Here is a 12,674-nt window from a genome sequence, read left to right on the forward strand (position 1 = left end):
GGCGCGGGGCGCCGGGGGCCGGGTCAGCAGCGGAAGGTAAGGGATTTGAACCCTTGGTACGGGGTCACCGCACACCGGTTTTCAAGACCGGCTCCTTAGGCCGCTCGGACAACCTTCCCCGCGCTCACCGGGACGGCAGAGCGCGCCGCCCATTCTTCCACGCCGCTGGGAACGCCAGCAAAGCCCCCGCTAGGGTGGGCGCGTGAGCGCACCGGAGAGCCCCGCCCGCGGGACGACGACGATCGTGTGGTTCCGGGACGACCTGCGCGTCACCGACCACCCCGCCCTCGAGTCCGCGTGCCGGCGGGGGGAGGTGCTGGCCCTGTTCGTCCTGGACGAGGAGTCGGCGGGTGTGCGCCCCCTGGGCGCGGCCTCGAAGTGGTGGCTGCACGGGTCGCTGCGCTCCCTGCGCGCCTCCCTGGAGGAGCTGGGGATCCCGCTGGTGCTGCGCCGCGGGCCCGCCGGGGCGGTGCTGCCCGAGGTGCTCGAGCGCACCGGGGCGGGCGGGATCACCTGGAACCGCCGGTACGGCGGCCCCGAGCTGGCGGTGGACGCCGGGGTGAAGCAGTGGTGCGCGGAGCACGGGGTGGAGGCCCACTCCTTCCAGGCCTCGCTGCTGCACGAGCCGTGGGCCCTGCGCACCGGGGCCGGGGGGCCGTACAAGGTGTTCACGCCCTTCTGGAAGGCCCTGCGGGCGCTGGAGATCCGCCAGCCGCTGCCGGTGCCGGGAGCGGGACGGGGCGCGGACCGGGCCGTCGCGGCCTGCGCCGCCGGGGAGGACCCGGAGGCGTGGGGCCTGCTCCCCGAGCCCGGGCGTGCGGCTGGGCTGGCCGGGACGTGGACCCCGGGAGAGGCCGCCGCGTGGGAGCGGCTGGACGACTTCCTGGACCGCGCCGAGGACTACGACGAGGGCCACGACCGCCCCGACCGGGAGGGCACCAGCCGGCTCTCCCCGCACCTGCGCTGGGGGGAGATCAGCCCGTTCGCGGTGTGGGACGCCGCGGTCCGGCACCGCGCCGAGCAGGGGGGCAGCCCGGGGCTGGAGAAGTTCCTGACGGAGCTGGGCTGGCGGGAGTTCAACTGGCACCTGCTGCACCAGGAGCCGGAGCTGCACGTGCGCCACGTCCGCCCGGCGTTCGACGCGTTCCCGTGGCGGGACCCCGCCGAGGGCGCCGCGGACCTGCGGGCCTGGCAGGAGGGGCGCACCGGGTTCCCGCTGGTGGACGCGGGCATGCGGCAGATGCTCGCCACGGGCTGGATGCACAACCGGGTCCGGATGGTCGCCGGGTCCCTGCTGACCAAGAACCTGCTGGTGGACTGGCGCAGCGGGGAGCAGTGGTTCTGGGACCACCTCGTGGACGCCGATCCGGCCGGCGGCCCGGGCAACTGGCAGTGGGTGGCCGGCTCCGGGGCGGACGCGAGCCCGTTCTTCCGGATCTTCAACCCCCTGACGCAGGGGCGCCGGTTCGACCCCGACGCCCGCTACATCCGCCGGTGGGTCCCGGAGCTGGCCGGTGACTCCGGGGTGGATCCCCACGAACCCGGCCTGCTCGGGCCGTCGGTGGGCTACCCCGCCCCGGTGGTGGACCTGCCGGCCAGCCGCGCCCGCGCCCTGGACGCCTACGCCTCCATCCGCTGAGCGGAGCCGAACGCCCCGGGCCGCCGGTCGGACAGCGGCAGAGCGCCGGGCCCGGGGCGTTCGCCGGCGGGGGAGGACCGGCGGCCGCGGGTGACCCGGGCCGGACCCGGGGACACAATGGGAGCGCACGTCGTTCCCGACAGGAAGGCCCCAAGATGCGCGCAGTGCTCGAGACCACCCCCGGCGGACCGGAGGTGCTCGCCGTGACCGAGGTCCCCGCCCCGGAGCTCACCCCGGACAGCGTGCGGATCCGCGTCCGCGCGGCCGGCGTCAACCGGGCCGACGTCATGCAGCGCCTGGGCCGGTACCCGGTGCCCCCGGGGGCCTCGAAGGTCTTCGGGCTCGAGGTCTCGGGCACGGTCCAGGAGCTGGGCCCGGCGGTCCCGGCGGAGGCCGGGATCGGGGTCGGGGACGAGGTCGTCGCGCTGCTGGACTCCGGGGGCTACGCCGAGGAGGTCGTGGTCCCCGCCGCGCAGGTGCTGCCCGTCCCGCGGGGCGTGGACGTGGAGGCCGCCGCCGGGCTGCCCGAGGTGTGCGCCACCGTCTTCTCCAACGTCTTCATGGCCGCCGCGGCCCGGGAGGGGGAGACGGTGCTCGTCCACGGCGGCACCGGCGGGATCGGCACCAACGCCATCCAGATGTGCCGGGCGCTGGGCCTGCGGGTGCTGACCACGGTCGGCGGCCCGGAAAAGGCGGCCGCGGCCGGCGAGCTCGGCGCGGAGATCATCGACTACCGCGCGGAGGACTTCGTCGCCCGCGTCCGGGAGCTGACGGACGGCCACGGCGCGGACATCGTCCTCGACGTGGTGGGCGGGGCGTACCTGGACCGCAACCTCGACGCGCTCGCCGTCAACGGGCGGCTGGTCGTGATCGGCCTGCAGGGCGGGCGCACGGGGGAGCTGGACCTGGGCAAGCTCATGGCCAAGCGCGCCGCGGTCATCGGCACCACGCTGCGCTCCCGGCCCGCCGGGGAGAAGGCCCGGATCATGGCCGCCCTCCGCGAGCACGTCTGGCCGCAGGTCGAGGCCGGGCGGATCGTCCCGGTGGTCAACCGCACCTTCCCCCTGGACCAGGTGGCGCAGGCCCACGAGTACTTCGACTCGGGCACCCACATCGGCAAGGTCCTGCTCGTCCCCTGAGCACCCGCCCCGGGCCACCGCGCCCGGGGCCTGCGCCGACCGGGCGCCGGCGGCGCGCGGACGGCCGCGCCCATCGCCGTAGGATGGACTGTCTCCTCCCGAAAGGACCGCCCGTGGCATTCCTGCGCGACTACCGCGCCGCTCGCCGTGACGAGGCCGAACTGGGACTGGGTGTGTGGCGCCGCGCCCACGACCGGTTCCGCCGAGGTCTGGACCGCTTCCACCAGATCCTCGAGACCCTCCCCGACAAGGCGCTCGCGCAGTCCGTGGTGCCCACCGCGAACGCGCTGGCCGACCTGCTGCCGGAGGTGCGGGCGATCTGCGCCGCCGCCCAGCGCACGGCGCCCAGCGGCAGCCACGACATCCCCGCCTCGACCGGGGGCTACCTCAACGACGTCCACCGGGAGCTCTCCCGGGCCGGCAACGCCATGGCCCAGGCCGCCGAGGCGCTGACCATGGCGCGGTTCATGCGCACCGACGACGAGAGCGCGGCCCACCGCCTGGACGCGGTGGTGCGCCGGGCCGAGGCGGTGCGCGGGCACGTGGATCGCGCCCGGGAGCTGCTCGAGCGCGGATGAGACGGCCGACGGGCCCGCAGGGGATGGACCCAACAGCCTGCTGATGGTTTGATGGACGGCATGACTGCTCCAGCGTTCGACTACCGCGCGGCCGACGACGACTTCGACCCCCGCCGGTCCCGCTCGCGGCTGGGCCGCCCCGGACACCGGGGGCCCGGACGCTACGGCCCCGGCTACGACCTCCCCGGCTACCGCAGGGACCCGTACGGGCGCGGCGGGCGCCGTTCGGGCCTGCGGATGCTGCCGTTCCCGAGCTACTCGACCCGCACCCGGCGGGGCACGAACGTCTCGGTGGGCGGCTGCTGCCTGCCCATCCCGATCGGATGCCTGACCACCACGGTCCTCGCCGGCGCGGCGGCCGTGGTCGTGGGACGCGCCGCCCGCTCCTGAGGACCGGTCCCGGGCGTCGCCGCGGGGCGCCCGGTGGGTCAGGCGGCCACCGGCTGCGCCGCGGCGCCGTGCAGCACCCCGGCCGGCGCGCCCACGGGCACGTCCTGCTCGGCCTCCAGCGGCGCGGCCAGGCGCCAGCCGACCGCCTCCAGGTCCAGCGCCAGCCGGGTGTGCCCGGTCACCGGGCCCTCGTCGCAGTAGCGGCCGAAGGATCGGTGGACGTCCTCGAGCGCGCACCAGCGGACCAGGGCCGCGGCGCCGCCCACGGCGGAGGCCCGGGCGGAGACGGCGCCCACGTTGCGGTCCCGCAGGGCGGTGAGCGCGCGGGCCAGGAACCCCGGCGGCAGCTCGGCGTCCGGGTCGAGCAGCAGGACGAGGTCGCCGGCCTCCATGCGCACCGTGCCCAAGGCCTGGTTCAGGGCCCCGGCGCGATGGTGCGGGTTGTCCACGGTGAGCAGGACCTCGGCCCCGGCGTCCAGCGCCACGTCCACGGTGGCGTCCGTGGACTCGTCCGACATCACGAGGATCCGCTCCGGCGGACGGGACTGGCGGTGGAGCGCGGTGACCGCGTGCCCCACGCGGGCCGCCTCGTCGTGGGCGGGGATGATGGCCGTGATCATGACGACGCCTCCTGCGGGCGGTGACCCCCGCGGCGGAGGACCTGATCGGCTCCCCGAGTGCGTGCTGCAGATGACATCGGATGTCCCCCCTGAACGTCCTGTTCTGCTCCCGATTCTAGGGATCACGACAGACAGTTCACATACGCAAATAGGGGGACGGCGGGGTCTACGGGGCCTCCGGGCCGCACTCCCGGGAGAGCTCCCACACGTTCGCCTCCCCGCGGCGCTCGAACACCACACGGCTCACGAGGGCCTGGATCAGGGCCAGTCCCCGGCCCGACTCCAGGTGCTCCTCGGCCATGGCGCGGCCGAGGTCCACCTCCGCCGGGGCGGCGCCGATCTCGTAGATCATCGCCTCCAGCCGGTGCGGTCCCGCGGCGAGGTCCACCTCGAGCTGGATGGGCGCCTCCGCGGCGGGCACCGCGTGGACCACCACGTTGCCGGCCGCCTCCATGACCGCCAGCGTGAAGGCCATCCGGTCGGCCTCGGGCACGAACGCTGCGGCCTCCCACAGGGCGTCGAAGTCCTCGTGCAGGGCGTCCACGGTCTCGGCGGTGGCCGGGCCGCGCCGGGAGCGGCGGGACGTGCTCTCAGTCATCGGCGAAGGCCGCGTCAGCGGTGTCGTAGGGCGTCAGGACGCGGTGCATGCTGGTGAGCTCGAGGACCATGCGCACCTGGGGGCGGACGTTCGCGATCCGCAGGTCCCCGCCGGCCTGACGGGCCAGCTTGAGGCACCCGATGAGGGCGCCCAGACCGGAGGAGTCCATGAACTCCGTGCCGCCGAGGTCGACCACCACGTGGTTGCTGCCCTCGTCCACGACCCGCGCCACCACCTCCCGCAGCTTCGGCGCTCCCACCATGTTCAGCCGTCCGGTGCCCGTGATGTGGGCGAACCTCGGCTTCTGCTCAACCGTGAACTGCATCGGCTTTCCTCTCCTCCGGGTCGAAGCCCGTGTATCTCGCGGCGGTGACGAGCACGCTCAGCACCACCAGGTCGAAGGCGACCCAGGCCACGTTGACCAGGGTTCCCACCGGTTCGTTCAGCCCCAGCGCCAGGCGCAGCGTGCCGATCACCAGGGCCGCGGCGAGCAGGCCCATCACCACCAGCTGCGGGCGGATCAGGTGCCAGGCGGGGCCGGAGTCCTGCCGGACCTTGGGCGTGACCGCGAAGCCGAGGGGCCGGCCGAACCACACGTTGCGCGCGGCGGTGGTGCACGCCCGGATCCAGATGGGGAACAGGGCCAGGCTGTACTGCTGGCCGCGCCACGTGGGGATGCCCCGTCCCACCACCAGGAACAGCAGCTGGTTCACCACCATGAAGGGGATGAACCGGACGAAGAAGTCCCAGCTGAGGCTGCTGACGGGCAGGATGCCCAGCACCAGGTAGACGATGGGCGCCGCGAAGTAGACGACCGCCGCGAAACCGCTGAGGTAGCTCCACATCGTGGCGAAGTACATGAGCCGCTGGCCCCACCCGAGCCGGCGCTGCAGCAGCGGGTTCTCGCGGAGCAGGACCTGCACCGTGCCCTGCGCCCAGCGCAGGCGCTGGGTGAGCATGGTCTTGAGGTCCTCGGGGGCCAGGCCGTGGGCGAGGATCTCGTGGTGGTAGACGCTGCGCCAGCCCAGCCCGTGCAGGCGCATGGCGGTGGCCATGTCCTCGGTGACCGAGATCGTGGCCAGCGGCATCAGCGGCTGGGCCTCGCCGGGCCGCTCCACGGACACCGCCTCGAGCACCTCCCGGACCGGTTCCACCGACGCCAGAGGGGAGAGGTCGCGGCGGGACATCCGGTCCACGGCGGAGGAGAGCTCGTCCGGCCACACCATGCCGTCCTCGGGCGGCAGCTCCAGGGCGGCGATCGAGGCGAGGTCCGCCTCGATCTGGGAGAATTCCTGGGTGACGGTCCGCCGGGCGGCGGCGTCCACGGCCCGATGCAGCCGGTAGGTCAGGTCGGTCAGCGGCGCCCCGGCCCGGAGCTCCGCGCGGGCCCGCTCGGTGGCGGCCTCGACGTCGTCGAGCATCCCGGCGACCACCGGGTTGGCCGCCTCCGGGGACTTCCGGGCCCGGCGCAGGGCGGTCCGGGTGCGGGCGAGGGAATCCCTGACGTCCTGCTCGACCTCCCGGACGTAGCCGGAGAGGCCGAGCTGCATGAGCGCCTCACGGCGCAGGATCGCGTTGGAGCCGCAGAAGAAGGCGGCGTTCCAGCCGTCCTTGCCCTGCTGGATGGGGCCGTAGAACAGCGGGGCCTGGCTGCCCAGGGGATCGTGCGCCGGGACGTTGACGAACCACTGCGGGGTCTGGACGAGCGCCACCTTGCGGTCGTTGAACCAGCCCAGGGTCCGGTCGAGGATCCGCGGGTCCGGCACCTGGTCGGCGTCGAGGATCAGCAGGAACTCGCCCTGGGTGAGCATCAGGGCGTTGTTGAGGTTGCCGGCCTTGGCGTGGCGGGGCCGGTCGGCCCAGTCCGCGCTGCGCGTCAGATAGCCCAGCCCGTGCTCGGCGGCGAGGGCCTCCAGCTCGGGCCGGGCGCCGTCGTCGAGGATCCACGTGCTGTGCGGGTGCCTGATCGCCTTCGCGGCCAGGGCGGTGCCCATCACGAGGTCGAGCGGCTCGTCGTAGGTGGTGATGAAGACGTCCACCGTGGCGCCCGCGGGCGGGTCCCCGGCCTCTCCCCGGCGCCGGAGGCGCCACACGGTCAGCCCGAACAGCGACACGTCGATGAGGCTGTAGGTCTCGGCGAGCACGAGGGGCACGGCGATCCACCACGCGGCCCAGTTCAGCGACTCGAGCCAGCGCCAGGCGATGTAGTTGACGCCCAGCAGGAGGGTCAGGACGACCAGCAGCCGGACGAGGAAGCGGTTCATGCCCCGGCCCGCGGTTCCGGGAGCCGGCGCAGGACCACCGCGGTCACGTCGTCGCCGGGTCCGTCCGCTGCCGGGGCGGCGCCGCGGGCGAGGTCGAGAACGGCCGCGCAGACCGCCCGGGCGTCCGCGCCGCGGGAGGTGGCCTCGGCCACGGCGTGCACGGCCTCGTCCACGTCCTCGTAGGCGTCGAGCAGGCCGTCGCTGACCACCACGAGCGCGTCGCCGGGTGCGAGCGCGAACCGGCCGGGCGTCCAGCTGGTGCCGGGGACCGCGCCCACGGGCGGGCCGCCCGGGCGGAGCCGCGCGACGCCGTCCCCGTGCACGTGCAGGCCCAGGCCGTGGCCGGCGTCGACGTAGTCGACCACCCCGCGGGCCGTGTCCAGCCGGGCGTGGAAGAGCGTGACGAAGGACCCGGAGTGGTCGAGGTCGTTCTCGAGGTGGCGGCAGGTGTCCCGGAAGGCCCGCTCCATGTCGGGCTGCCCGGCGGCCGAGCGCAGCACGGCCCGGACCGTGGCGGCGATGAGCGCGGCGCCCATGCCCTTGCCCATGGCGTCGGCCAGGGAGACCTGCAGTCCGCCCTCGGTGGCGTACCAGTCGAAGAAGTCCCCGCCCACGCTGCGGGAGGGCCGGCACGCGCCGGCCACGTCGTAGCCGGCCACGACCGGGGCGGCCGAGGGCAGGAGGCTGCGCTGGACCTCCGCGGCGCGGCGCAGCTCCTCCGCGTCGGCCTGCTCCGCCCGGGCACGCGGGCGGCGGAACATCGCCTCGATCCGCGCCTGCAGCTCGCGCGGGCTGAACGGTTTGCTGATGTAGTCGTCCGCCCCGAGCTCCAGGCCCTCGAGCCGGTCGATCTCGCCCGGGCGGGCGGTGACCATGAGGAGATAGGCGTCCGAGAACTCCCGGACCCGCCGGCACACCTCCATGCCGTCGAGGTCGGGCAGGTTCAGGTCGAGGGTGATGAGGTCGGCGCCGTCGCGGCGGACGGCCTCGAGGCCCTCGCGGCCGGTCGCGGCCGTGGTCACGGCGAAACCGCGCATGCCGATGGTCTGGGCGAGCAGGTTGCGGATGTCGTCGTGATCCTCGATGACGACGGCACGACGGCCCTGGGGGGAGGGGGTCATGGACCCATTAAGCCGCTAATCTTTGCGAATGTCATCCCGACCCTCCGGGGACGGCCCACCCGCGTCGGAAGTGCTTCCCGTGGACCGCATGCTCACCGCCCTGTCCCTCGACCGGCTCAGCTTCCACGAACTGTCGATGCGCCGGAGGGTGCTGCTGAGCCAGCTGCCGTTCAGCGTCACGACGGTGGTGCTCGTCCTCGGCGTCTGGGTGGCGCACGCACCCCTGCGCGGGGACCTCCAGCTCCACCTCGCGACGGCGCTGACCCTGGTGCTGACGGCCCTGTGCGTGCTGGTGCCGTGGGACCGGCTGCCCGACGGCGCGTTCCTGGCCGTGCCCGTCCTGGACTTCGTGCCCCTCACGCTGCTCCGGGAGGCGACGCTCGGCTGGGTGACCGGGGTGGGCATCATGGCGGCCTTCCCCGTCGTCTGGCTCGCCGGCTCGGGGCGGCTGCCCCGCGCCGCCGCCCCGCTGGGCTTCCCGCTGACCCTGGCCATGGTCTGGGTCCCGCTCCTCGTCCCGCCGCGGCCGCTCACCGCGCAGATGGTCACGGCGCCGCTGCTGATCCCGTTCATGCTGCTGAGCATCGGGATCACCGTCCAGGTGCTCTCGAACAGCATGGAGCGGCAGAACGCCGAGCTGACGGCCAAGGACGCGCAGCTCCGCCGCCTGCTGGCCGTGACCGCGCGCCGGGAGCGGCTGCTGCAGACCGTCATGGACGCGGTGGACGTGGGGGTGCTGGCCATCGACGAGGACGGCCACGACGTCCTCATGAACCGGCGCCAGCGCCGGATCCACCAGCTGTCGCTGCCCGAGGGCATGTCCGACGGCGCCGAGGCGGACCTGCTGATCTACGCGGATGCGGAGGGGACGCCCCTGCTCCCGGAGGAGCGGGTGGCGGCCCGCGCGGTGCGCGGGGAGTCCTTCTCGGACGTCCTGGTCTGGGCCGGCCGGGCCCCGGCTCAGCGGGTGCTCTCCGTGTCCGCGCGGGTCATGCGCGACGACGACGGACGCCCGGAGGGCTCCGTGCTGTCCTTCAACGACGTCACGGAGCTCGTCGCCGCCCTGCAGGCCAAGGACGACTTCCTGGCCGGCGTCTCGCACGAGCTGCGCACGCCGCTGACCTCGATCCGGGGCTACACCGAGCTGCTGGCCATGGACGACGGGCTGCCCGGGCACGTCCGCTCCGGCCTGGAGGTCATCGAGCGCAACGCCGACCAGCTGCTGGTCCTGGTGGAGGACCTGCTGGGCACGGCGAGCTCGGCGCTCGAGCCGCAGCTCGTGTCCGCCGACCTCGTGCAGGTGGTCGAGCAGTCCGTCGCCGCGGCCGGCCCGAAGGCCGCCGCCGGTGGAGTGGACCTGCACGTCGAGGTGCCGCGCCGCCTCGTGCTGGAGTGCGACCCCGTGCGGCTCGGCCAGGTGCTGGACAACCTCCTCTCCAACGCGATCAAGTACTCGCCGTCCGGCGGGCCCGTCACGGTGAGCGTCACCCCCGCCGGGCGCGCCGTGCAGATCCGGGTGGCCGACCGCGGCATGGGCATGCGGCCGCAGGACGCCGAGGACGTCTTCGGCCGGTTCTTCCGCAGCCCCAACGCGCGGATGAGCACGATCCCCGGGCTGGGGCTGGGGCTGGCGGTCGCCCGGAAGATCGTCGAGCGCCACGGCGGGAGCATCCGCTGCGAGAGCGCGCTGGGGGAAGGCACGGTCTTCACGGTCGTCCTGCCGCTCGCCGGCCCCGGGTCCGCCGGCGCGGGCCCGCGCGAGGCCCTGCAGCGGCACGGCTGACGCACCGAGCAGGGGCTGGGCGCGGGGACGACGGAGGCCCCGGACCCTGGTGGGTCCGGAGCCTCCGGGTGGAGCCTCCTGTCGGAATCGAACCGACGACCTTTTCATTACGAGTGAAACGCTCTACCGACTGAGCTAAGGAGGCCTGCACGTCGCCGTCCGGGACGGGATCAGTGCAGGTGAAACTGTAGCAGAGAGCGTCCGGGCGGCCGCAATTCCGGCCGTCCCGGCGTGGTGCGGGTGCGGCACCGGCCCGGTGCCCGCGTTCCCCGGGTGTTCACCCGCCCTTCGGCCGCCACGCCTTCCGGGTCCGGGGCCTGGAGCGCACCATGGACGGACACGACGACGGGGTGGCCGGTGAGGGCTCTCCCGGGACAGGAGGGCCCCGGTGGGCGAGACGGCTCAGGACCTCGACCTGGCGTTCCTGGACATGTCCGGGACCCTGTTCCACGACAACGGGATCGTGGAGCGGGCCTTCGGGCGGACAGCGGCCGGCCTGGGCGTGGACCCGGGCTCCGAGCGGTTCCGGCAGATGCTGGATCACCTCCGCAGCAGTCCGGGGCAGTCGCGGTCCGAGGTGCTCGAGCAGCTCTTCGCCGCCGAGCCGGACCGGGCGCGGCGGGCCGTGCGGGACTTCGAGCGCCACCTCGACGACCTCCTGGCCGCCGAGGGAGTGTGCCCGGTGGAGGGCGCGGAGGAGGCGGTCGCGCAGCTGCGCGCGGCCGGGCTGCGGGTGTGCCTGGCCACCGGCCACAACCGGCACAGCATGAACACACTGCTGGAGCAGCTGGGCTGGACGGGCCTCGCCGACCTCAGCCTGTGTCCCTCGGACGCGGGGCGCGGGAGGCCCTGGCCGGACATGGTCCTCACCGCGGTGCTGGCCCTGGACCTCGGCGACGTCCGCCGCGTGATGGTCGTCGGGGACACGGCGGCGGACATGCAGGCCGGCCGGCGGGCCGGATCGGCCGCCGTCGTCGGGGTCCGCACGGGCGCACACCCCGCCGAGGCCCTGCGTGCGGCCGGTGCGCACGTGGTGGTGGACTCGGTCCGGGACCTGCCCGGCCTCCTCCGGGCGCCCGTGGCCTCTCGCCGCTGATCCGCCCCGGCACGGATCCGTCCTCCGCCCCGGGAGCAGGACGGCGCCGTCTGCTGGCATGCTGTGCGGGGGGACCGGCGGGCCGCCGTTCCCCGCCCTCGTCCGCCAGCACACCCCAGAGGACCCCCATGGAACGCCCCGCCCCGCCCCTCCACCGCTCCTGGCGTACCTCGCAGCGCGTGCTGATCACGGGGCTGACGCTCGCCTTCGGGGTGCTGGGGCTGGTCGTCCTGCTCGCCGGTGCCGAGGCCGGGGTCCGGGCCTGGCACGGCCGGGCGGACCTGTGGCTGGAGGCCGCCGCGGCGACCGCCCCGGACGTCGGGGACCTGGCCCCGGGTCTCAGCTCGGAGGGCTACGACCTGGTGCACCTGCGGGTGACGGGGGCGGAGCCCTCGAGCATGGTCCTCTACGCGCTGACCCTGGCCCTGGGCACGGTGGTCTTCGCCGGCATCTGCTTCTTCCTCGCCTACCTGTGCCACCGCATCCACCTCGGCAAGCCGTTCGACCGGGTCCTGACCGTGGGGCTGACGGTCTCCTCGGTCTCGCTCGTGGCGCTGTCCCTGCTGGGCCCGTTCCTGTTCGCGGCCGCGCAGGGGAGGATCTTCGCCGCCCTCGGCGTGGAGCTCGGCCGGGCGCCGTTCGTCAACGGCTGGTCCTTCGGGGACACCGACGCGGTGCTGCTGGTCGCCGGGGTGTTCCTCGGCCTGCTGGCCCTCGCCTTCCGCGCGGGCGGCTGGTGCCAGCGCGCCGAGCTCGCCCGGGCCTGACCGGGCGGTCCGGCGCGGGTGCGCGCCGGGGCGGCCCGCTCAGTCCTGCGCCGGCGGATCCAGGGACACGACCGCCAGGAAGCCGCGGCCGGTGAGCTCGGGAGCGTCCGGCTCGCCGCCGCGCACGGTGTCGAGGACCCCGACGTCCTCGGTGGTCCTCGCCGTGGTCTCTCCGGGGGCCGTCTCCGTGCTCTGCTCCGCGGCCCCGCCGGCCGTGAGCACGGCGCGGCCGGAGAGCAGGACCGCGAGCTGGTCCGCGAACACCGGGTGCGGGCGCTTCGGGGACAGTTCCAGGACCACCACGTGCGCCCGGACGGCCTCGCGCGGGGCCAGGACCTCGAGCGCGCGGACCGGGCCGGTGGGCAGCGCGACGTCGACGGGCTCGTCGGCGGGGCCCCGGAAGGGCCGGTGCCGCTCCAGCGCCTGCTCCCGCCCGCCGGTCCCGAGCACGAGCAGCTCGCCGTCGACGACGGTGAGCACGCGCTCCGCCCCCGCGGCGGCGGGCAGCGTGCCGGGGCGCTCGAGGTCGAGCAGCGTGAGCTGCCAGGCGCCGTCCGGGCCGGCCGCGATCCGGCGCACCGTTCGGCCCCCGGCCCGGGTGACGGGCAGGTCGCCGGCGCGCAGCGGGACGGGGTGGGGGAGCGGGTCGGTCACAGGAGCCTCCGGTCGGCGGTCGTGG

13 protein-coding genes and 2 tRNA genes are annotated in these 12,674 nt (G+C 74.8%); 7 read left to right on the forward strand and 8 right to left on the reverse strand.

What is annotated here, in order from left to right; translation table 11 throughout:
• Positions 1-30: 30 nt before the first annotated feature.
• Positions 31-118 (reverse strand) — tRNA-Ser (locus tag ABL57_RS08365).
• Between the two features lie 84 nt (positions 119-202).
• Here ABL57_RS08365 and ABL57_RS08370 point away from each other — a divergent pair.
• The 4 genes from ABL57_RS08370 (at position 203) to ABL57_RS08385 (ending at position 3,746) form a co-directional block, all read left to right on the forward strand.
• A complete protein-coding gene (locus ABL57_RS08370) occupies positions 203-1,639 on the forward strand; it encodes a deoxyribodipyrimidine photo-lyase (protein ID WP_203225580.1) in 1,437 nt (478 codons plus the stop codon).
• 155 nt (positions 1,640-1,794) lie between these two features.
• Positions 1,795-2,778: an NAD(P)H-quinone oxidoreductase gene (locus ABL57_RS08375; protein ID WP_047803001.1), complete on the forward strand. Its 984-nt coding sequence runs from the start codon at positions 1,795-1,797 to the stop codon at positions 2,776-2,778.
• A gap of 113 nt (positions 2,779-2,891) precedes the next feature.
• On the forward strand, positions 2,892-3,356 hold the full coding sequence (locus ABL57_RS08380; protein WP_139318423.1) for a hypothetical protein: 465 nt from the start codon (positions 2,892-2,894) through the stop codon (positions 3,354-3,356).
• Positions 3,357-3,416: 60 nt separating this feature from the next.
• A complete protein-coding gene (locus ABL57_RS08385; protein ID WP_047803003.1) occupies positions 3,417-3,746 on the forward strand; it encodes a hypothetical protein in 330 nt (109 codons plus the stop codon).
• A gap of 38 nt (positions 3,747-3,784) precedes the next feature.
• Here the strand turns inward: ABL57_RS08385 and ABL57_RS08390 are convergent, their stop codons facing one another.
• From ABL57_RS08390 to ABL57_RS08410, 5 genes are all read right to left on the reverse strand, one after another.
• Positions 3,785-4,366, reverse strand: a complete 582-nt coding sequence (locus ABL57_RS08390; RefSeq protein ID WP_047803004.1) for a glycosyltransferase family 2 protein — start codon at positions 4,364-4,366, stop codon at positions 3,785-3,787.
• A 166-nt stretch (positions 4,367-4,532) separates the two neighbouring features.
• On the reverse strand, positions 4,533-4,964 hold the full coding sequence (locus tag ABL57_RS08395; protein ID WP_047803005.1) for an ATP-binding protein: 432 nt from the start codon (positions 4,962-4,964) through the stop codon (positions 4,533-4,535).
• Positions 4,957-5,289 carry an STAS domain-containing protein gene (locus ABL57_RS08400; RefSeq protein ID WP_047803006.1) on the reverse strand — a complete coding sequence of 111 codons (333 nt, stop codon included), beginning with the start codon at positions 5,287-5,289 and terminating at the stop codon, positions 4,957-4,959. Before ABL57_RS08400 ends, ABL57_RS08395 begins: the two co-directional genes overlap by 8 nt.
• The gene (locus ABL57_RS08405) at positions 5,273-7,228 is read right to left on the reverse strand and encodes a glycosyltransferase family 2 protein (protein ID WP_047803007.1); all 1,956 of its coding nucleotides are present in this window, start codon (positions 7,226-7,228) and stop codon (positions 5,273-5,275) included. The genes ABL57_RS08400 and ABL57_RS08405 overlap by 17 nt, the downstream gene beginning before the upstream one ends.
• Positions 7,225-8,349 carry a PP2C family protein-serine/threonine phosphatase gene (locus ABL57_RS08410; protein ID WP_047803008.1) on the reverse strand — a complete coding sequence of 375 codons (1,125 nt, stop codon included), beginning with the start codon at positions 8,347-8,349 and terminating at the stop codon, positions 7,225-7,227. The genes ABL57_RS08405 and ABL57_RS08410 overlap by 4 nt, the downstream gene beginning before the upstream one ends.
• An 88-nt stretch (positions 8,350-8,437) precedes the next feature.
• Between ABL57_RS08410 and ABL57_RS08415 the strand changes: the two genes are divergently transcribed.
• Positions 8,438-10,132 (forward strand): cell wall metabolism sensor histidine kinase WalK, encoded by a 1,695-nt coding sequence (locus tag ABL57_RS08415; protein ID WP_047803009.1) that lies wholly within the window; start codon positions 8,438-8,440, stop codon positions 10,130-10,132.
• A gap of 69 nt (positions 10,133-10,201) precedes the next feature.
• On the opposite strand, the gene ABL57_RS08420 is transcribed toward ABL57_RS08415, so the two are convergent.
• Positions 10,202-10,277 (reverse strand) — tRNA-Thr (locus ABL57_RS08420).
• A gap of 243 nt (positions 10,278-10,520) precedes the next feature.
• Between ABL57_RS08420 and ABL57_RS08425 the strand changes: the two genes are divergently transcribed.
• A complete protein-coding gene (locus ABL57_RS08425) occupies positions 10,521-11,228 on the forward strand; it encodes an HAD-IA family hydrolase (RefSeq protein ID WP_047803010.1) in 708 nt (235 codons plus the stop codon).
• A gap of 128 nt (positions 11,229-11,356) precedes the next feature.
• Complete coding sequence (locus ABL57_RS08430) at positions 11,357-11,995, forward strand: hypothetical protein (RefSeq protein WP_047803011.1); 639 nt, start codon at positions 11,357-11,359, stop codon at positions 11,993-11,995.
• A gap of 39 nt (positions 11,996-12,034) precedes the next feature.
• Here the strand turns inward: ABL57_RS08430 and ABL57_RS08435 are convergent, their stop codons facing one another.
• Entirely contained in the window at positions 12,035-12,649 is a 615-nt protein-coding gene (locus tag ABL57_RS08435) for a HutD family protein (RefSeq protein ID WP_053004836.1), read from the reverse strand.
• Positions 12,650-12,674 lie beyond the last annotated feature (25 nt).

The organism is Kocuria sp. SM24M-10, from assembly GCF_001027955.1.
Taxonomy (GTDB): Bacteria; Actinomycetota; Actinomycetes; order Actinomycetales; family Micrococcaceae; genus Kocuria; species Kocuria oceani.